General features: G+C 44.1%; 25 protein-coding genes and 3 tRNA genes. 6 read left to right on the plus strand and 22 right to left on the minus strand.

What is annotated here, in order from left to right; translation table 11 throughout:
- Positions 1-99: 99 nt before the first annotated feature.
- The 9 genes from M1D71_RS20110 to M1D71_RS20150 form a co-directional block, all read right to left on the minus strand.
- Entirely contained in the window at positions 100-1,023 is a 924-nt protein-coding gene (locus M1D71_RS20110) for an ATP-binding protein (RefSeq protein ID WP_458127305.1), read from the minus strand.
- A 37-nt stretch (positions 1,024-1,060) separates the two neighbouring features.
- A complete protein-coding gene (locus M1D71_RS20115; protein ID WP_458123385.1) occupies positions 1,061-2,089 on the minus strand; it encodes a phage replisome organizer N-terminal domain-containing protein in 1,029 nt (342 codons plus the stop codon).
- A gap of 23 nt (positions 2,090-2,112) precedes the next feature.
- Entirely contained in the window at positions 2,113-2,520 is a 408-nt protein-coding gene (locus M1D71_RS20120) for a hypothetical protein (protein ID WP_458123386.1), read from the minus strand.
- Positions 2,521-2,527: 7 nt separating this feature from the next.
- The gene (locus M1D71_RS20125; protein ID WP_458123387.1) at positions 2,528-3,688 is read right to left on the minus strand and encodes a hypothetical protein; all 1,161 of its coding nucleotides are present in this window, start codon (positions 3,686-3,688) and stop codon (positions 2,528-2,530) included.
- Between the two features lie 99 nt (positions 3,689-3,787).
- Positions 3,788-4,090: a hypothetical protein gene (locus M1D71_RS20130; RefSeq protein WP_458123388.1), complete on the minus strand. Its 303-nt coding sequence runs from the start codon at positions 4,088-4,090 to the stop codon at positions 3,788-3,790.
- 178 nt (positions 4,091-4,268) lie between these two features.
- A complete protein-coding gene (locus M1D71_RS20135) occupies positions 4,269-4,694 on the minus strand; it encodes an ORF6C domain-containing protein (protein WP_458123389.1) in 426 nt (141 codons plus the stop codon).
- The gene (locus M1D71_RS20140) at positions 4,678-5,814 is read right to left on the minus strand and encodes a ParB N-terminal domain-containing protein (RefSeq protein WP_458123390.1); all 1,137 of its coding nucleotides are present in this window, start codon (positions 5,812-5,814) and stop codon (positions 4,678-4,680) included. The genes M1D71_RS20135 and M1D71_RS20140 overlap by 17 nt, the downstream gene beginning before the upstream one ends.
- A 55-nt stretch (positions 5,815-5,869) precedes the next feature.
- Positions 5,870-6,178 carry a helix-turn-helix transcriptional regulator gene (locus M1D71_RS20145; RefSeq protein ID WP_458123391.1) on the minus strand — a complete coding sequence of 103 codons (309 nt, stop codon included), beginning with the start codon at positions 6,176-6,178 and terminating at the stop codon, positions 5,870-5,872.
- Positions 6,179-6,216: 38 nt separating this feature from the next.
- The gene (locus M1D71_RS20150; RefSeq protein WP_145323087.1) at positions 6,217-6,423 is read right to left on the minus strand and encodes a helix-turn-helix domain-containing protein; all 207 of its coding nucleotides are present in this window, start codon (positions 6,421-6,423) and stop codon (positions 6,217-6,219) included.
- 191 nt (positions 6,424-6,614) lie between these two features.
- Between M1D71_RS20150 and M1D71_RS20155 the strand changes: the two genes are divergently transcribed.
- From M1D71_RS20155 to M1D71_RS20165, 3 genes are all read left to right on the plus strand, one after another.
- The gene (locus M1D71_RS20155; protein ID WP_458123392.1) at positions 6,615-7,040 is read left to right on the plus strand and encodes a helix-turn-helix domain-containing protein; all 426 of its coding nucleotides are present in this window, start codon (positions 6,615-6,617) and stop codon (positions 7,038-7,040) included.
- Entirely contained in the window at positions 7,041-7,460 is a 420-nt protein-coding gene (locus tag M1D71_RS20160) for an ImmA/IrrE family metallo-endopeptidase (RefSeq protein WP_313958613.1), read from the plus strand.
- Between the two features lie 73 nt (positions 7,461-7,533).
- Complete coding sequence (locus M1D71_RS20165) at positions 7,534-8,814, plus strand: tyrosine-type recombinase/integrase (RefSeq protein WP_458123393.1); 1,281 nt, start codon at positions 7,534-7,536, stop codon at positions 8,812-8,814.
- A 74-nt stretch (positions 8,815-8,888) separates the two neighbouring features.
- Here the strand turns inward: M1D71_RS20165 and M1D71_RS20170 are convergent.
- Both M1D71_RS20170 and M1D71_RS20175 read right to left on the minus strand, forming a co-directional pair.
- Positions 8,889-8,974 (minus strand) — tRNA-Leu (locus M1D71_RS20170).
- Positions 8,975-9,207: 233 nt separating this feature from the next.
- Positions 9,208-9,657 carry a hypothetical protein gene (locus tag M1D71_RS20175; RefSeq protein ID WP_458123394.1) on the minus strand — a complete coding sequence of 150 codons (450 nt, stop codon included), beginning with the start codon at positions 9,655-9,657 and terminating at the stop codon, positions 9,208-9,210.
- Positions 9,658-9,865: 208 nt separating this feature from the next.
- Here M1D71_RS20175 and M1D71_RS20180 point away from each other — a divergent pair, with 208 nt between their 5' ends.
- Positions 9,866-10,090: a hypothetical protein gene (locus M1D71_RS20180; protein WP_017687353.1), complete on the plus strand. Its 225-nt coding sequence runs from the start codon at positions 9,866-9,868 to the stop codon at positions 10,088-10,090.
- A 195-nt stretch (positions 10,091-10,285) separates the two neighbouring features.
- On the opposite strand, the gene M1D71_RS20185 is transcribed toward M1D71_RS20180, so the two are convergent.
- Both M1D71_RS20185 and M1D71_RS20190 read right to left on the minus strand, forming a co-directional pair.
- The gene (locus tag M1D71_RS20185; protein ID WP_458123395.1) at positions 10,286-10,768 is read right to left on the minus strand and encodes a NucA/NucB deoxyribonuclease domain-containing protein; all 483 of its coding nucleotides are present in this window, start codon (positions 10,766-10,768) and stop codon (positions 10,286-10,288) included.
- A 109-nt stretch (positions 10,769-10,877) separates the two neighbouring features.
- On the minus strand, positions 10,878-12,026 hold the full coding sequence (locus M1D71_RS20190) for an ATP-binding protein (RefSeq protein ID WP_458123396.1): 1,149 nt from the start codon (positions 12,024-12,026) through the stop codon (positions 10,878-10,880).
- A 336-nt stretch (positions 12,027-12,362) separates the two neighbouring features.
- Between M1D71_RS20190 and M1D71_RS20195 the strand changes: the two genes are divergently transcribed.
- Both M1D71_RS20195 and M1D71_RS20200 read left to right on the plus strand, forming a co-directional pair.
- The gene (locus tag M1D71_RS20195; RefSeq protein ID WP_458127306.1) at positions 12,363-12,527 is read left to right on the plus strand and encodes a DUF6199 family natural product biosynthesis protein; all 165 of its coding nucleotides are present in this window, start codon (positions 12,363-12,365) and stop codon (positions 12,525-12,527) included.
- 143 nt (positions 12,528-12,670) lie between these two features.
- Positions 12,671-13,897 carry an MFS transporter gene (locus M1D71_RS20200; RefSeq protein ID WP_458123397.1) on the plus strand — a complete coding sequence of 409 codons (1,227 nt, stop codon included), beginning with the start codon at positions 12,671-12,673 and terminating at the stop codon, positions 13,895-13,897.
- 40 nt (positions 13,898-13,937) lie between these two features.
- Here the strand turns inward: M1D71_RS20200 and M1D71_RS20205 are convergent, their stop codons facing one another.
- The 9 genes from M1D71_RS20205 to M1D71_RS20245 all read right to left on the minus strand — a co-directional run bounded on the left by M1D71_RS20205 (position 13,938) and on the right by M1D71_RS20245 (position 19,718).
- Complete coding sequence (locus tag M1D71_RS20205; protein WP_145323102.1) at positions 13,938-14,267, minus strand: DUF1904 family protein; 330 nt, start codon at positions 14,265-14,267, stop codon at positions 13,938-13,940.
- A 158-nt stretch (positions 14,268-14,425) separates the two neighbouring features.
- Positions 14,426-14,551, minus strand: a complete 126-nt coding sequence (locus M1D71_RS20210) for a YjcZ family sporulation protein (protein ID WP_458123398.1) — start codon at positions 14,549-14,551, stop codon at positions 14,426-14,428.
- Between the two features lie 115 nt (positions 14,552-14,666).
- Positions 14,667-15,344, minus strand: a complete 678-nt coding sequence (locus M1D71_RS20215; RefSeq protein WP_458123399.1) for a hypothetical protein — start codon at positions 15,342-15,344, stop codon at positions 14,667-14,669.
- Between the two features lie 169 nt (positions 15,345-15,513).
- Entirely contained in the window at positions 15,514-15,693 is a 180-nt protein-coding gene (locus tag M1D71_RS20220; RefSeq protein ID WP_458123400.1) for a hypothetical protein, read from the minus strand.
- A gap of 136 nt (positions 15,694-15,829) precedes the next feature.
- The gene (locus M1D71_RS20225; protein WP_458123401.1) at positions 15,830-17,383 is read right to left on the minus strand and encodes a tetratricopeptide repeat protein; all 1,554 of its coding nucleotides are present in this window, start codon (positions 17,381-17,383) and stop codon (positions 15,830-15,832) included.
- 311 nt (positions 17,384-17,694) lie between these two features.
- Positions 17,695-17,768: transfer RNA gene (locus M1D71_RS20230), tRNA-Ile, on the minus strand.
- A gap of 56 nt (positions 17,769-17,824) precedes the next feature.
- Positions 17,825-17,898, minus strand: a tRNA-Met gene (locus tag M1D71_RS20235).
- A gap of 71 nt (positions 17,899-17,969) precedes the next feature.
- Positions 17,970-18,161: a hypothetical protein gene (locus M1D71_RS20240; protein ID WP_458127384.1), complete on the minus strand. Its 192-nt coding sequence runs from the start codon at positions 18,159-18,161 to the stop codon at positions 17,970-17,972.
- A gap of 105 nt (positions 18,162-18,266) precedes the next feature.
- Entirely contained in the window at positions 18,267-19,718 is a 1,452-nt protein-coding gene (locus M1D71_RS20245; RefSeq protein ID WP_458123402.1) for an ABC transporter substrate-binding protein, read from the minus strand.
- Positions 19,719-19,728 lie beyond the last annotated feature (10 nt).

The following is a 19,728-nucleotide window of genomic DNA, read 5'->3' on the forward strand; positions in this document are numbered from 1 at the left end:
TTCGACTTTGGATTACATTCAGGGCATGGACCAAGCATCATCATTGCACCGACAAATTGATATTTTACCGTTGCACCACCACAAGTTTTACACATCCTACTATCTCCTCCGTCTATTTCTTCCGCCCACTGGCAGTATTTTTACAAAAGGCTCAATACGTTCAATAATTCGCTCCGCTTTTTTCTCATGCTGCTTTCTGTCCATCTCCTTGGCATCCTTTACATTAGCCAAGTGATGTCTCAATTCTTTAATAGTCAAATTGGATGTGAAGATTGTCGGCAGCCGCTCCATGCGTCGCTGGAGTATAGGCCCAATTACTTCATCCCTTGTCCAAATGGTTAAGGTCTCGGCTCCGATATCATCAAGTATCAGTACAGAAGCAGTCCTGAGAGAGTCAAGTTTGTTCTCAACCGTCTCTGTCTTGGAACCAATAGCATCTTTAACTTCCAGCAAAAAATCCGGTACATAGACCATGAGAACATCCATGTCACATTTGGCAAGTTCTTGAGCAATCGCTCCTGCGATCTGGCTCTTACCTACCCCCATCGGACCATAAAGGTACAATCCTTCTGTCGTTTCCCCTGGAACGAACGTGCTACAGAACTTCACTGCCGCCGTAATCGCAGCCAACCGCTGTGGGTCAGGTTCAATATCGTCAAAGGTGGCATCCAGAATGTGCGATGGTATATAGTGGCTCTTGATTCTCTGACCGATGCCTTGCTGCTTCTCGTAGGCCTTTAACAAATTGCATTTCCTTAGCCGGAATACTAACTCGTCCGATTTGTCGGGGCTAGGCTCTTCGACGCTCCTATGCCCCTTCTGGACGTTCTGACATCCTATTAGACCGGGGCACATCTCGCATGCATCACATTGAGCCAAATGTTCGGATACATCCCTGTACCGTCTTGGGCTTGTCAGGTCTCCGGAGCGATCAGGATACTTTTGTCTAAGCCTCTGCATCTCTGGGTGATTATCAATCCGTTCAATGGCAGAGGCTCGGCGTTCCAAAAACCGATCTGGCATCAACGCTTTTAGCTCTTCTTGAAAGCTGCCCACTGCTTCACATCCCTTGTTTTGCTCTTAGTTCAGCAATCATTTTTTGAAGATCGTTTTCGGTGTACTGTTCGCCTGGCACTTCAGGAACAACGTTTTCAGGAGGCACCTGTTCTGCTGCATGTTGTGTATCCAATTGATTCGAATTTTCTGTGTTCGAAGCATGGAGAGCTTGAATCACTGTAGAGCAGTAGTTCACGCTCCTGATCTCGTCCCGAGAATGCTTGGGTTTGAAGTTGTCAAATGCTTTGTCAACTCCATCAAGAGCCGTTTGCAGTGGCACCTTGTCTCTGATCAATTCGGAAATGCTCACCTCATCCGCTGGAGATATATCCATGCCCTTACCTCTGCGTTGTAAATACTTGCTGGCAACCGCGTTGCGATAATCCAATTCAGTCGATGATATTTCATCCTGTCCAGAGTCAGCATCTGTTTCAGGAGTGGCAGGAACGGTACCTTGCCGGGAAGACGGTATCCCCTCATCTTTGGAATTGTCATCAGCCTCGGGCGATAAACAACAACTACTTTCTTTTTCTTGTTCTAAATCTAGTTCTAGTTCTGTTCCGTTACCGGGCGTTACTGTAACGTTACCTGTAGCGTTTCCTGTAACGTTACAATCTGGATTAGTTTTTTGACCTGGATAAAGCAACTTTTGCTTCTCTCGAAACTTTCGAACCCTATCATTTGTTTGTGCTCTGACCTTATCCATGCCATCAATATTCTGATGCTTCTCCCAATTCGGGAGGAAGTAAGCTCCGTGTTCAGAAACTTCTAACATACCGAATCTCTCAAAGATGGATAAAGCCATTTTTATAACAGGTAAAGGACGTTTAATAGCAGACAATAGCATTTCTTCTGTATATGGGATGTTTTCAGTCAACATGATGTATCCTCCCATATTTGCCTTGCCGGTCATTGTCAGTAACTTGAGCCATATTACAATGATCGTATCAGCCTCAGGCATGTCTTCAATGAGTTCAATCTTTGTATCACTGAACATTCCGGTACTGAGTTTGATCCATTTAATTTCTGCCATGATTCAACCTCGCATTATCAGCCCTACCTATTCCCGCTGGCAGGATTGTTGTACTCAGCCAGCAGAACCTTCAGGCTGTATTTTAATGAGTTTATAACTTGGTCATTACTTTCTACTGCGTTATGCCATCGAACCTTGTCTGCCTCGGCATCAGCTTCCTGAAGACGAATCTGAGTGATTGCCAGCTCCGCACGCTGAGCTTTATCTTTTCCGGCAGCAAGGTATGCTTCGGCGTATACACGCTTTCTTTCAGCATAGGTGCGTTTATAGTCTCTCACTGCTTCAGCAGCTCTACGGCCTAAAATAACCTGTACCTCGGTCAAAAACTCAATCTTCCGAGCCAGTGTAGCCGGATAATCGTGACTGCACTGTTCTGCTAGGCTGTATAGCTCACCTAACGTATATTGTTTTTGTAGAGACAATGCAGTCACTCCTTACTTATACATGCGCTCCGATATGGAGCAATCGTTCCCTGACCTCAGGCCAAAGGTAAGCCTGTCCACCTTCTCCATTTCTATCATCACAGAACCATCTTGAAATGGTAGGTTTGCCACCAGTGACATAGTCACGCAATCCATTAATCCACGATGCTTCTGTACTCGACATCGGTAAATTACGCGAGTATAGCTTTACAGCCTGGGGTGGATCATATTTTCTTTCACCAATACGTTGTCCCATGAAATAAGGATTCCCTTCTGTTTCGACTAATCCAAGACGACCATTCTCTTTCTTGATAAACTCGAATTTACGAGACATCCAATTTATTTCATACAGATAGGCTAATACTCTATTGGCTAAATCTGCCCTGCCGAATCTCCCTGCTTGCTTACCTGAAGATTTCCAATTTTTTAGATTTTCTTCACTCGGAACGAACCTGGATTTAGGATTGTGATGACCCGATCTTTTCGAAAGCTTCCTCATACAATTTTCAGGTTTTGTTAATAGATCAAACAGTTCGAATGCAGCCATGTTGGTGTAATGATCTTTGTTCATAATCACCCACCACATATTGTTGATATTGTGATAGACTACGCCGCGCATCAGCGTTCCTTTTCGATCTCTGAAATACTTCACTTCGCCATTGGATATTCTCTTCCCATCCTTGTCCAAAGCGTTATAATCAGGTAGATTTTCTGAACTCCAATGTCTGCTTGGTGAGTTAAGTTCATGAAATACCTTATCGTGGGACGTTTTCAAAACTGGCTCAGTGTCACAAGAGTATCCTTCACTCATCAAAAAATGTTCCATGTGTTTTATTTCAACCAAGAATCGTTTTTGCAGCAGATACGACATCTTATCGAATTTATCAAAGTCGTATCTTCCACCGTTTCGATTCTCAACATTTATTTCTTGATAGAATTCAATTTTTGCGCCGCAGTTATATTTCTCTGCTACGAAGAGCAGATCACCCTTACTTCCTGCAAAATGATCTTTTGAAAGAAGTGAGTAATTACGATTGATATGTGGATCTGATCCAATAGTGAAGCCTCTTCCTTTCATCATGTCTAACATGCTAATGAAAGTGGGGTGAGATATTTCTTTATCTCCTCTAACAGCAAGACTTGTGCCCCATACAGTGAAATCCTTGTTTCCTTTCACAGAGCAGACCTCCTATTTGCATTATTTAATTTCCGTGATATAATTCCGTTGAATTGTTTTTCAAATGATCGTGTTGGTAGCACGATTAACTTTAAGGACTCATTTGATGCTGTTATTGCGGTAAACTCTTCTGCAATAGTAGTTACAAAAGAGTCCTTCTTCTTTTGGATCAGGAAATTTTTGTCCCGAGAACACTTCTCTATCGCAGTGTTTACACAAACCAATCACTGTCCCTTCGACCTTATACCCTGATGGTTCTTTCCAGATTAGTCCTTCATATTCTGCATTCTTATCGATTGACTGTTCCAAATCCTCAAGCTCGTTACGAAGCACCTTGATTTGTTGTTTGATAGGTTTTATGCTAAGGTCCATTTCTAATGCATCAATCGCAGTATCACACAAATCCCTTATCTTTCTTCGCAATACTCTGGTTTGCATTAACCTATGAGTGCGTATCATCATTTCTTTTTAGCAATGTTTCTTTGAATGATCGCATGCTGTAATGGCTTGTGTGACCAGATACGTGCCAAATCATCAAGCGTCATGAATTTTAATCTCATCGGTTTCAACTCCTATCAGCTCAGATGTAGTCTTCCGGACGAAACTCCTTAATGAACTCAACCGCATCATCAAAGTCGATACGCCGTACATGGCTGTATTTCGCTACCTCAAACCGATCTTTCAATTTACTCCAGACCATCCTACGATAACGACCGACCAGGTCCTTGAATTTCTCATCGGACTCTTTATACCGGTCCTTGGTTAACGCATTCGACTTCTTGCGAACAAGAGACTGGAGTTGGTAACACTCTGCATCCGTCAGCGTTACGCTGTCCCGGACCTCCTGAACCATCATTTGGACCTCTCCGACCTTTTCAGCAACGTCATCTTGCATTTGTTTCATGCCATCCCATAATCCTCGGATAGCAACTCCCTGCGCCTCTGTAAGCTGCAACTGTCTTTCAACGATTGTCAGATAGTCAGGCTGATTAGGAATCAATGTCATGTCTGTCTACCACCTTTCTTGAATTAATTGCCGGCCGAAGCTGGTCTATGAAGGATTGAAGCATATCAAGACCTTCTGACAACCGTTTTTTCTCACTCGTGCTTGCACCAGATACTGCGCCAAGCATGAATGATGTAATACCAACCTTTTGAAGGAACTGTTTAACATGGATGCTGATTTGAATAGTGTTACTGTCAGCTTCGAAGCGAAGTTTTTTCATCTGAGCTGCCGCTTGTTGTTCATCAAAGTCATCAGGCTGCTGGAGCTTCATTGTCTCCAACTCTTCTTTCGTCCGCTGATAGCCGGATTTCAGTTCTTCTACCTTCAGACGTTCTGCTTCCACATCGTCCTGAAGCTTGTCCTTCCAGTATTGATCACGCTCTTTAATCTTCTTAGCAGCTTCCTGAGATTTCTGTTCGAGAAGAACTTCTGTCTCTTCATCTCGGCGTTCTACTGCCGCTGCTACTGCTTCATCCACCTGTTCTGCCGGAATAGCATCCTTGTACCGCCGCTGAAGTTCTTCCTTCTCCTGCTCAGCCTGGTTGGCCCGAGTCTCAGCTTCTCGCACAGCAGATTCAAGTCGCTCCTTTGTCTCAGTAAAAGCCTTATGAGTGGAAATGATCCCTGCGTCAAGCTGCTGAATGATTTCCGGTGTGGCGTTTTCCATAATGAACTTGGCTTTGTCGTAGGTTCTTCCTGACCCAAAGCCTGCTTGATCAGCAACGATATCGCGGACTTGTCCAGCGGGATGCGCAGGAATATTTTCCTTCCCTCCTGCCATCCGTTCCTTGGCTTTAATTCGTTCGACTTCCTCCAACCGTTTTGCCCATACAACCCTCTCAGAGAACGTGAATTCTTTCCGGTGCTCGTTCTCAGATATTTCAAGCCGAAGCTGATGTTCAAAGTCACTGATTTCCATCACTCGGACTACAACCTCTTTACGTCCCAGGTACTGATGAGCACGTAAGCGACGTTCTCCTGCAATTAACTGATAATCTGGTGTTACTACTATAGGATTGATAAGTCCGTTTTGATCAATGTCTTGCGCCAATTCTTCAATGCCACCGAAGTCCTTGCGGATACGGTCGCTGACCTTAATTTTATTAATGTCTATGAGCAAGATAAGACCCCTTTCAAACATAAAATTGAAGTTAATCGGCATGTTATAGCTAAATTCAGCTTCCTTTTTTGTAACTAGCAGCCCGCTGAGCAGCTCTCCATGCCTCCAAATCAGAGAGACGTAACTTGATTACAGGTCTTCTGGAACCTGATGCCCCATAACGTTCATGTGGAATGCTTCCTTCTTGACACATACGGTATATCAGTTTTTCAGAGATCCCTATGTGTGCTGCCGTCTCTGCTACGTCCAGAGTTTTATCAATCAGTCCAGCAAACTCTGCCCTGAGTCGATTTTCTGCTATAGTTACTTGCTCGGATATCATTGAACGAATTGCTGCCTCAAGTAAAACTAAGGGATTATCCATTTCACATTTCCTTTCTATTGAGGTATGGTATACTGGGGTCATTGATGATCCCTTACCAATTCATCAACTGTTACATCTAAAGCAGTTGCAAGTTTTACAAGCGTTTCAGCGTTTGGCCCCTGTTTTTTTTCTTTCAAGCCATATATTACAGTCATTGAAACACCGCTTTCCTTACCCAGCCTGTACGGCGTCCACCCTCTTTCGTCAAGGAATTTTTGAACGTTATTTCCGATTGTTAACCCCATGTTGTGTTCACCCCCTTAACACACTATATCTCCGTTTTAGGTTATAGTAAAACTCATTCATCACCGTTTTAGGTTATAAAACTATATGTTTACTCTTTGATCCTCTCTTAAGCTTGACATATCTCCTCTTTTTGTTTTATTATAACCGTATTAGGTTATATCCTTTTTAGGTGATACTATCGGAGGTCGTGATGTTAATGCTGTCAGATAAAATTAAAGAATTGATGGATTCGAATAATCTAAGCGCCTATAGAGTCTCTAAAGACACAGGTATACCTTATACAACACTCACTAAGATTCTGAACGGAGCAACAAAAAGTCCTAAGATTGACTTGATTAAGATAATTGCCGATTATTTTAACAAGCCGCTTGACCACTTCACTGAGAGTGAAGACACTACTCACAACGCTCCAGAATGGGCCACAGCTAAAGACTTAGCCGATATTAAGAAAATCCTTGAAGAAGACCAACCTGTCTTGTTTGATGGGGTGCCAATTACAGATGAAAATCGTCAGAGAGCTATGGACATTCTTACCGGGCTACTTTGGGAAGCTAAAGAGCTAAACAAGAAAACTTATGGACGTAAGAAAAAGGCAACCCCTAAAGACGAAGAGTAGGTGACCGGTTTGGATGAGATCATTCGCAAGCTCGTTCGCAGATTCAAGACCAACGATCCTTTTGTAATAGCTAAAGGACTTAATATAATAATTCAACACGCGGAATTCGGACCCGGTACGAGAGGCTTGTACTACAGACGGTTGCGAAGGCGATTTATTGTTATACATAACGGCTTGCCTGAAGAGTGGCAGCGTGTAGTGTGTGCTCATGAACTTGGACACGATCGACTTCATTCTGGCCTAAGCCAATTCTGGATTGATGAGCATACTTTCTTCAATACAGGCAAATTCGAACGACAAGCAAATATTTTTGCTGTAAAACTGTTAACCCAACTAACTGAGCGCGAGCCAGGAGAAACAGAAGAAACATACCTCTTGAGATGCGGCATACCGAAACAGCTTCATAACTTAGAAATGTAACTTTGCGCTTTCCAGCCGCAAGGCTGTTTACCATACACAAAAACAGAACTGACGTTCGAATGGAGGAAAACAGATGGCAAAAGGAAGTATAGAAAAACGAGGGGAAAACAAGTGGCGACTGACCGTAGATTTGGGACTTAATAATGACGGCAGCCGAAATCGTCCTCGAAAGACAATAACTGTTGAGGATAAAGCACTGCTGAAAACAACTAAGAAACTAAAAGATTATTTGGATGACGAGCTCGCGAAGTTTAAACAAGAAGTATTGAGTGGCAATTACATTGCGCCCTCTAAGCTTACTTTCAAAGAATTTTATGAGAATGAATGGAAGCTTAAATACGGTGAGCCAAAACTAAAGCGAACCACATATCTGTCACATTGCTCCAAGATCAATCATCATGTAGCTCCAATCATAGGGCACTTACAACTTGATGAGATCACAACAATGAGATTGGTGACATTATTTAATGACTTACGTAAACCTGGTGCGCGAATTGATAAGCGAGGCGGTAAAGAAACCATTAGTTCTAGAACCATTCAATATGTTTATGATGTGACCATGAGTATTTTCAAAAGATCTGTAGAATGGGGCGTCCTCAGCAAGAACCCACTAGAAGGCGTACAACGCCCTCAGATAAGCAAGGAAGACAAAAAGGCAAAGAAAGACCGTAAGAACTTTTTCGAGGAAGACGAAGCCACTGAGGTCATTGAAACGTTAGTCAATAGCGACACGCACTGGAGACTCTACTTTCTAGGAGCGATTATTGGAGGATTCAGACGAGGGGAGTTGATCGCTTTAGATGAAGACGACTGTGACTTTGTAAATAACCGGTTGCGTATCGATGAAAGCATTTCAAATACAGAAAATGGACAGGCGGACATTACAGATACAAAAAACGAAGCATCCGAAGACTATGTAGATATGCCACAATGGTATATGGAGCAGTTGGCAGCACACGTCAAAGCCATGCGCAAATTACGATTTGAAGCTAAAGCAGCGGGGACATGGAAAGGCGGAGATAGAAACTTTGTATTCCATGCAGGGACAGGTAAACCTTATTACCACACCTCCCCATCGCAACAGTGGACAATATGGTGTAAGCGGAATGGTTTCCGCAATGTATCCCTACATGGTCTGCGGCATACAAATGCGACCTATTTGCTCGGGCAGGGTGCATCTATTAAAGAGATCCAACATCGGTTACGACACTCGACCTCCCAGGTGACCACAGACACATATGCTCACGTCACCAAGAAGTTAAGTCGCAAAACAACAGCACACCTCGATGTCTTCGATCCTAAATCTCGTCCCCAATCCGTCCCCAACGGCAAAAAAGACGCTCAATCCCTATGACTCAGGCAATTCAATTCAAACTATAAAAAAAAGAAAACCCCTTATGTATCAAGGAGTTTCCTTTTCTTAATGGATGCCGAGGACCGGGATCGAACCGGTACGGTAGTCACCTACCGCAGGATTTTAAGTCCTGTGCGTCTGCCAATTCCGCCACCCCGGCATGGATATTATTTCTTGGCGACAAGAAATATCTTACCATGAATGAATTAACTTTGCAACACCTTTTATTAAAAATAATAAAAATGAAACAGGCACTGCAAGCGTCAGCTCACAGTGCCTAGAAAGTCCGAGTTGCGGTCCCGGACTTCCGGTAAACCAATCTATATTAAGGGAGGTGTAAGATAAGAATACCTCCCCAACATTAAAGAAACCTAAAATCAGCCTTAAATTAAACTAAAAAAGTAGAATAGGCCGAACGCGAGCAGCTTCTTCCTCACTGCATTCCACGATAACCAGAATATGGTCCTTTAACAGCCATTCTTCGTAGTACCGTGCGTCCTCTTCCGAGATCCCTGCTTCCGTCAGTGTAAGCACCAAATCATCGGTCTCACTCCCAATCTCATTACCGGCAAGTCTGCGTACTGCTTTTCCAATCGACATCGTCTGATCCATTCGCTTCCCCAGACCAGCCAGTATGCCTTTCAGAGCACCAAAGGCACCATCCGTTCCAGCACCTTTCAACGGTTTGGGCAGACCTGTCTTCTCGCTCACCAGCTCAAGATTAAGCTGTTCCTTCGCCACCGCTCCCAAATATTTATCCTTGATGCCTTCCTCTTTCACCTGATTCAGCATCAATATCGCCTCGTTCTCGGTACGGGCCAGCCCAATCATCAATTGTGTCATTCCGTTCCCCTCCCTTTTACCCTAATATAACCCCGTAACTCCCATTCAAAAACGGCTAAACGACGGCTAAGACAAATCACCTATAGAATTGCTGATTTCTCTTCTGGAAATCTATACCTAGTTCTGATAGACTAGATAAAGAAGTCAAATTAACCATTGAAAACATTGACATATGGATTTAACATCTCATAATCAGGAGCAATGACTTATGAAAAAAGAGGTAGAAATTGCCATCCGGCGCAAACAACAGATCATGGTTCGTAATACAAGCGGTCAGACGGTAACCGGGTTTCCCGAGCGTACCGCCGATACATCCATTCTCTCCTTACGTACCGTTCACGGCAGTCTGTGGATACCGTTTGATGAAGTTGAACACGTTACACGTCTGTTAAGCATCCGGTCTCATCATTTAAGCGGAATGCAACTCGTATAGTCGGATCTGTAATCATATAGAAAATCAGTTCTCGTATAGATACGTCAGCAAGATCCATTTATGCCAGTACTTCATACCAGAAAAACCAGACGCCTGAACGTCTGGTTTATCTCTTCACTTTTTCCTGTACCATGCTGCCACTGCCACGCAATGAAGGATTTACTATCCTTTTTTCTGCTCACCCATACCCTGTCGTTACTTCACTACAAACTTCACTCGTGTTCCATCTGGATATGTACTTAACTGATTCCCTACCCAAGAACCTGCACCGCGATTATCCTTCGGGGTAATGTACTGGATATCTGCACCCGTACCACCCTCTGCACACATCGCCATCGGCCACTCATCCCGATCCTTACCCTTTTTGACCGGAACGCCCTTGAGTGATAAATCCCGATTCCCTTCGGCTCCACTACGATCAATGGTGCATACATCCGAATGCCCTGCCTTGATGGCAGCCTTAATATGGTTGGCCGTTTCGGGATAGCGCTCTGAAGGGAACGTAATGGTATGGTCCACACTCTTGTTAGTCCCCCCGAATGGAGAAGGTATCTCCTCCGGCCATTCTCCCCCAGCCCAGGCATAGAGGGCTACCAGCAGCATTGCTACCAACGTCAGTATCTGCTTTTTGAAGCCTTGCTTACCTTTGCGTGTTCGTCTTGTGCGTCTCTTACTCATGCTGTGTCTCCCCCATTCACCACTTGCATTATATCAGAACGCCCGTTCGTAAAACAATACAATACAATAAAAAAACAGCCGAGACCGCCCGGCTGTTCTGATGAAATGATTATCCTACATTGGGAATGGCCTGTTGGCGCAGCAATGGCAGTGTAACCTCAAACTGTGTACCTTTCCCCTCGGTACTCTCCACCGAAATCTGACCATTCATCAGTTCCAGCAGCTCTTTGCAGATGGTCAGACCAAGCCCACTTCCCCCAAATCGGCGTGCATGGGAGATGTCTGTCTGTGTAAATGCATCAAACAATTGTTCCATATGATGTTGAGGAATACCGATTCCCGTATCACGTACAGAGAATACCAATACAACGGTGTCCATCAACTGTTGCTTGACATCCACCTGTAATTGCACTTCCCCCTGTTCCGTAAACTTAATCGCATTACTCAGCAAGTTATCCAGTACCTGGCGAAGTCTTAGCGGATCACCCACAAGCACATCAGGAACATTCAGATCAGCGTGACAGAATAGACGTATTTGTTTATCCTGTGCTGCAGGCTCATGTGTCTTCATTATCTGTTGAATCAGTTTCAGAGGCTGAAATTCAATGTTCTCCACAGCCATTTTCCCTCTGCCGAGTTTCGCCATGTCCAGACTATTGTTAATGATGTTCAGGAGCGCCTCACCCGATTGACGTGCAAGCTCCAGATATTCTTTCTGCTCATCGTTGATTTCACCCATACTGGCAAGTTCAATCATGCCCATAATGCCATTAAGCGGGGTACGAAGCTCGTGATTCAGCTTGCCAATGAATTCCAACTGTCCTCTGCTGTTCATCTCAGCCATGGAAGTCGCGAATTTCAACTGCTGCTCGGCATACTTTCGTTCAGAAATATCGTACTGAATGCCTACAAAATACAGACACTCTCCGGATTCATTGAAGATGGGATCAATATTCAGTTCGTTCCAGAACTTCTGGCCACTTTTTGTATAATTTAAGATATCAATCTTAATGGACTGTTGCTTTTTTAATGCATCCCGAATCTGCATTACTGTTTCGGGGTCTGTGTCCTGTCCTTGCAAAAACCGACAATTCTGTCCAACAGACTCTTCATAGGTGTATCCTGTCAGCCGGGTGAAATGTTCATTTACATACATAAGCGGAAGCTCAGGCAGGGTGGCATCGACCACCGTCACGGAGGATTTCACTTTCGAGATGATAAATTCCCATTGTAATGAGAGTTGATTATTTTGGCTCATGCCTTCCTCCTTCATCTCATACACGTTACTGTTTGTATATTCTGTTTTCGTACTTTATATGAAGATACAACTAACCGAATGGTATGTGTTGATATAAAACCGATATATTTAATTGTAACACAGTTATTCAAATGATGTGATTCATGGGTAATAGTTCATAACTAACATTCGACTTAATTAAACTTGTCATCAGGAGGAACACAAATGAAATTTCTGTTAATTATCATCATTATTATTCTGATTGTAGTCTTCTTTACCCGACGCAAACGTTGAGATGAGATCTGTTATGTAAGTCAAGAAAGGAAGATGGGTATGAGAACCCTCTTTTTTATATTCATGATCCTGTGCATCATCAATTTCTGTTTCCCAAAATTCGGCTGGTATCTACGGTATGGCTGGATTTCCCGGGGTGAAACTGAGCCCAGCAGGCCTTATATGACTATGGTCAGAATGACCAGCTTGTTGATGTTGCTTATCGCCTTCACTCTGACTATGGCATGAACTATAGAAATCCGAAGACAACTGTCCTATTGGGCAGTTTCTTTTTTTATGTTGAAATGACGGGAAAATGATAACTTTGTTTGTGGTGCGAAGATGACAATGCCCGTAATATAGACATATCGTTTCGGAAAGGACATCTTGGCATGAACATCGCATTTTATCCGTACTGGGCTGCCAAAACGCTGCTCTCGCTTATTAATATCATATATATCATGGTCATCACTACGTATATTTACGGTCAGACTGGATCGGTACTCTATGCTGCGATGTTTCCATTCATTCGTATGATCGTACATATAACAGCAGGCTTTACTTTACCATTACTTGTGAACCGTTTCCCATTCTCCAGACTGTTGATCGGCATTCCCGTAGTCAAAACATTCATCATGACTGGAATCGCGATTTCGTTAACTCACTTGAGCACACAACTGCCACTTCTGTTGATGGGTGTTGTCCTTCTCTCCTTTTTGGAAGGATGGGAATCTACGCTACTGAATGCTCTAACGCCGCGATTGGTTCAGGGAGAAGACCTGGTGAAGGCCAACAGCCTTCTCTCATTCTCCAATCAGACTGTCACCATTGTCGGGTATGCCATGACAGGATTCGCGGTGATGAACTGGGGTGCGTCACAGATATTCTGGGCAGCTACAAGCCTGTCCTGGGCCGTTCTGATCTTCCTGATTACCCTTGGTTCCCTCACACGGGATATTGTAGAACAACCCGAGAAATCTACCGTCAAGCGAGATGTCCTGCGAGAAGGATGGAGTATGCTTTGGAAGAACCCAACCTTACGATTGATCACACTTATGGACATTGCCCAGGGTCTGGCCAGTTCCGTCTGGATTGGTGCTATTACACTGGCCTTTGCGAAAGAAGCACTGGGACGAGGAGAAGGTTGGTGGGGACTCATGAACTCCAGTTACGCTGTTGGAACCCTGCTTGGTGGCATTCTGGCTCTTGCTCTGGCCAAATGGATTCAGAAGCACCTGATCGCCAGCATGACCATGGGGTCGCTTCTCTTCAGCCTGATGACCATTGCTTATGGTCTAAACAGCCTGCCTTGGCTCGCATTGGTGTTATGCCTACTTATGGGTCCAGTTTATCAGATTCGTAATGCGGCTCAGCAGACAGCGCTTCAGAGTAGTACCCCTGTCGAATCCCTATCCAAGGTATACGCCGCACAAGGTATCTTGATCTCTACAGTCATGAGTATCTCCATCGTCATCTTCGGTCTAGTCGCTGATCAACTGGGCGTTCGATGGGTATACCTTATTGGTGCAGCCTTGTTTATCGTGTCTGCGCTATGCTCTTTATCGTTGAGCCGGGTTCACAGAAAGCAGCACATCGCTAAACATACGAAATATATGTAAATCAAAAAGACGAGCAACCATCTGCTCGTCTCTCACAATCTCAATCCAATCGATAATCTGTCAGCGGCTTACCTTGTTTATAATACAAAGCGGGTGACAATATATTGAAGAAAATATGCACATCCGGCATATATGCTTCTTCCAGAATAGCCTGCAACGACGATGCAATCCGGTTATGAATCTCCTGATCACGTTGAAACATCAGAATCTCTATAGAAGCTGGAGAAGGTGTTAGCGCCTGTACATCATGACGCTCTGCCTTCATTCTCTCCCGTGGAATATGAGTAATAAGGGCCATCTGCTCTGTAATTTGGGGTACAACTTCCTCTAGCTGAGGACCTGTGAATCCTTTAAAGCGAATAAACGGCATTGCTATCCCTTCAATCTCTGTTAATAGTCTCTTATGTGATTTTAAGCACATTGTTTTCAGTTGTCAAATGTCACGAATGTCATAGTACGCTTGATTCAATAGGAAAAGCCCCGCTGAAGTCTCAGCGGAGCCATTGCCTGCACGATTCTATACGTGACTTACAGCCAGAAAGATTTTGTGATGATTACGAGCAGAATGAACAGTACGAGAATTGCACTTGTAGAAGTCCATCCGCCGCCAAATCCTCCAACATTACCACCATAACCGTATCCAACTTGACTCATTTGATTGGCCTCCTTTGAATTTCAAGGTATGCCATAACATATGCGTATTCTGCACAAGTGACCGGGCGATTCGGCAAGTTCATCAGCCCATTCATCCGGGATTCAAGCTCGATGCTTAAGCGGATGGACTGACAGTGATATTAATTCGGTTTTCTTGCGTCGTGTGACTTGAAGGAGCTAAATCTTCTCCTCTATTCAGAAGAATCGTACGAGTACATGTATCACTATGAGATGCCAAAACAACCTCTCCGCCGGGCGCTATACAATAGGCGATGGAAATAGAGATCTCGCTATCGCGGTAGGAACCATCCGCATGGCTCGTCCCTATGACGACGCATTGATGCTGTAAAGCAATCTGCCGAGCCGCTTCGACCCATTCGCTATACTGTTCTTCACTGAACATGCCCACACCAATCGAATGCATAACGATGTCCACGTGTCCTATATTTTCGTTGCGAAATCCTTGCAGCACCAGCTCATCACATAATACAGTGCTAATCACCCACCCTTGTTCTTCAACCACTTCAGCAAGAGTGTATTTGGCTTTCTCCAAGACAATCTCTCCGGCCTTATTGATGATGATGGATCGGTCCTTCGGACGTTCGTCCAGTCTGCGGTGACCTGATACAATCATGGTTCCGTATTCAGCCGCAAGGCGGCAAGCTTCTTCAACATTCTGGTTCAGATAACCCTCAGGAAAGAACAATACATCTGCATCAGGGTGTTGCTTGAGTTCGGCTCCAAGCTGCAGCAAATCCTGTTCGAGCCTCGGTTGTCCAATGATAATTTTCAACTGGCATCCCCCCTTCAATAATAAAAGCCGGTTCATACCCAAATAAGGTACGAAACCGGCTTAAAGGTTGTACGAACAGATTCCTGCTCATCGTACTTCGCTTCAAGAGTAATTGTTCTAAAGCCATTAATCGCTGACACAATTACCTTTACAGTTCAATGGTATGTAGTTAGACATTTCTACGTTCAATATTATCATATATAGCCTGTCCATCATAGCTTCGATCTGTAGCGATATCTTTCACCAATAGAGCGTTGTCTGCCACACTGATTGCATTTCCTGATAAAACACTTAGTGCCCCCAGTACCCAAGCTAATGGATACAATACAACGGATAACAATTTCTTCATAGCCCTGTCTCCTTCTGTTGAAATAGATAATTGGTTTAATATCCCAGTAATACGTTGATCGTCCATTAAACGTTTCAATTTCTATATAAACATGCCCATTTCATACATACAGGAGACAAGACTACAATTATGTTGTTTAGATCAACTCGAAACTCTGGAGTAACGCTGCTGCTTCTTCATGATCAGGTTCCAGAGCCAGTACTTTATGGGTATATGCCAGGGTTTCTTCTTCCAGTTCAAGTTCATAACAGCACACAGCCAAATCGTACAAAACTGCCGGATTATGGTTACTCGGATCTGCAACCAACGATATCTCCAGAAACCGTTTGGCATCCTCATACATATACATCTCATATAATAACTGCCCCGCCAGAAACGCCAGTCCCCCTTGCTGCTCCATCACATAGTAGGACGACCACATCGTATGAATCCCAGACTGAATATCGAGCATTTCCTCATCACTTGCATCAGGAAGCAGACTGGAAATGTGCGTAGCACTGTGGATCAAGAACTCAGCATCATATCCGCCCAGACGCCAAAACGGTAAAATATGCTTCAACTCCATACTCTCTATTCGAGAGTCTACCCATTGTTTCATGCTGAAAAAGTCATCCGGTCCAAAACGTTCAACAAATCGATGATAGGCTAACCGCGTGTTCACATAATTCATCGGTTCTTCCACCATCAACATGCACCCAACATTCAGATCTTTATAATGATGTGTCGTGAATCGAGTATGGGCGCCCTGTTGTTCCAGGACATATTGAATCGCATGGTAGTTGGCTGTTAGAGAAAAACTCCCGTGAAGAACGAATTCAGGTGGCTCTGCGAACTTCCAGTTATCCAGCCGATGATCCCCTTTATCAGCGGTAATCAACACATAACCTGACTGTGACAATTTGTTCAAGCGTTCAAGACAGGACAAGCCGATGGCAGGAAAAAGAATATGTGAATCCTCCAGCTCCGCCTTGTACAATGTGATAAGCTCCGAATACGGATAGTTATCTGCACTGTATTCGGGCGCCCGGCGATACTCATAACTCAGCGTCATATTCTTCAGCATCTCAGCGGGATCAAGTTCACGATGATCCGGAGACTGAACAAGCAGATCACACTCATATATCTCGCCATCCCCAATGTAGATTAGTTCCTGCGGGATGCTGTCAAAAAAGTAATTGGCAATCAACAACAATGGTTGTTTCAGATTACCCGGCTGAATAACCGTACCTGCGACGACCAGTTTTAACTCCGTATCTTCTACAGCGTCAAAACGCGCAAAATCCAATATCCCTTGTCGAATAAAGGATTGCATCGATGGATGCTCTTTCCAGCCTAGCACATTCTCCGCTACAAGATCAGTCATCACATATCTGAATGGAGGTAACTTTATTCCGGCAAAATCCTTTAACTCGATCAGTTTAACGAGGATTTGATGTGCCAAACGCCCTACTCCCGCCCCAAGTTCCAGAATGGTCACGGTCTCAGTGATCTGCCCCTTGTTCGCGAGGTCCTGGAGAAAACCAAAAATCATCTCTGCATACGCCGTTGCAATCACTGGATTACTGGTGATATATTGAGGCACCTGATTCTCAGTCCATGCCTCTAGCCCTTTCTGTTCATAATAAGCTCGTTGCCAATCCCAGACCGGAGCTTCACTGTAACGAAAACGTTGACTTTCTTTTGACGTCATTAAACGTTAAACCTGCTTTCTATCTATAATTTCATAAGATTCTTAGATGTTCACGTACTACTTTATTATCGAATACCATTTCAATCTCTGTAATGTATTATATCATAGAACCTTATCTACTCGATGGAGTTCAGTGTTCCCCTTCAACAAGAATAAAACCTGCTTTTGAGGGCAGGCCTATGATCTGTTTCATTTAAGAAAGACATTGATCTAGTTTACATAGGGCCAGGAGGCTCAAGCTAAACGTAGAAGTTGCAAGCACCTAAATGAAGACAGAAAAAAACCCTTGCTCAGCAAGGGTTTCAAGAGTATGGGCCCTACAGGACTCGAACCTGTGACCAATCGGTTATGAGCCGACCGCTCTAACCAACTGAGCTAAGGGCCCTAGACATAATGTATAACGTGCAGATGATGGCTGTGAATCATCCAAGTGAAACTAAATTGCGGGGGCAGGATTTGAACCTGCGGCCTTCGGGTTATGAGCCCGACGAGCTACCGGGCTGCTCCACCCCGCGTCAGTAAGAAATATTAAAACAGCGACTTAATTAATATACACCATACTACCTTAATAAGTCAAGGGGTAATGTCAGGGAATAAAACGTACACCATAACGACCTTTGCGTGAACGATACACTTCGACTTCTGCCGGGTCATTGTGACCATAGATCCATCCGTCCTGCTCCATTCGTTTGGCCAGACATCCTGCCTGAAATTTGGTTGCATACAACTTGCTGAAATACACCCAGTGCATACCGTTCGTCCTTTCCGGAGTCGTCATTTATTCCTGCTTTTTGTAGAATACCCCATTTCACATAAAAATAGCCGCCAAAGATTAAAATCTTCAGCGGCTATCCTCGTCATGATCGGACTACATCATCAAATCTCATTGAAACGTGGCTTTAGGGTCTTTTTTCAGTTTCTCAAGCATCTCATTTCCTTTAGCCGCCCACTCGCCAAGCGCTTCTTTTGGTGTCTTTTTGTTCTCAAGTACTTGATTGAAATATTCCATCCCTTTTTCGCTTACTTGCCATAAGCCTGGGGATTTCTGATACAGTTTATCCAGATTGGTATTCGTTGGCGGAATAGGCTTCAGTGAGTAGAATGCTTGAATGTTATAATCCAAGCCATCTTTTGGTTTAATGAAGCTCTTCCGGGATACCATCTCATAACTGCTGCGTGCCTTGATCTTGGCCCAATCTTCACTGTTCATGTACTTGATCAATTCCCATGCATCATCCGGGTTCTGCGCCGCACTATTGATCGCCATGAGATTGCTCAAATAGATACTTCCCCCAATTTCAGGAGCTTCCGGGTGAACTGGAGGTGTTACAACATCCCAATCTACCTTCGTAAAATCTTTCATTTTATCTGCATTTTTATTCGCATCGATTAATTGATTAATATAGCTATAATCACCAATAACCATGGCTGCCTTGCTACTCAGAAACAGATCACCCTGAACCGGATCATAGCGTCCACTTGGATCCTGATCCTGTGGTTCGTCGCCTTTAGGGATCACTTTGTCAATCGCAAGTTTGCTGATAGTACTCCACACTTTCTCCCATTGAGGAGAATCCACTGTCATCTTCTCTGCTTTGTCGTCGAATGTCTTCAGCTGCAAAGAACTGTAGTATTGTTGCATGGAGTAGTAAGGCGAACCACCCTGATATGTGGTGAAGGAGAAACCAAATACATGGTCTTTACCTTCCCCTTTCGTAAGCCGTGTACCCAGATTGAAAATATCGTCCCACGTCATATTGTCCGTTGGTGGTTCCACGCCCGCTTTCTCAAACATGCCCTTGTTGTAGAACAAAGCCGAAGAGGAGAACGTTGGTGTTAACGCATAAATGCTCTGATCTCCAAGGTCTTTAATTCCCTCCAGTACACTAGGAACAATGTCACTGGTGTCAAACTTGTCTTCCTGCATCAACGGGTCCAGCTGTTTTACCAGATTTTCCTGAATTAATGATTTGACTGTAGACGTATCGGCAACGATGACGTCAACCGGGTTATCGCCAGTCATAATTTTCTTCAGACTTTCCATCGTATCCGGAACTTCCTGCTGTTCTTCCGTGTTGCCATACCCATACATGCTGCTCTGATCAACGGCGGCTACAATCTCAATGGTTACATTGGGATGTGTCAGTTCAAAAGCATCGGTAAATTGCTGACGGAAGTAACTGTCATCCTGTCCTCCCCACATTGTAGCCACGCGCAATACACGTTGCTCCGTATCCTTGGCCTCGCTTGCCGTACAACCGGCAATCAGCGGCAGTGCCAGTGTTGCTGTAGCCATGACAGCAAGCACACGTTTTCCCCACATACTGTTCTTCATTTTCAGTTCC

It is taken from the genome of Paenibacillus sp. Z3-2 (assembly GCF_054161325.1).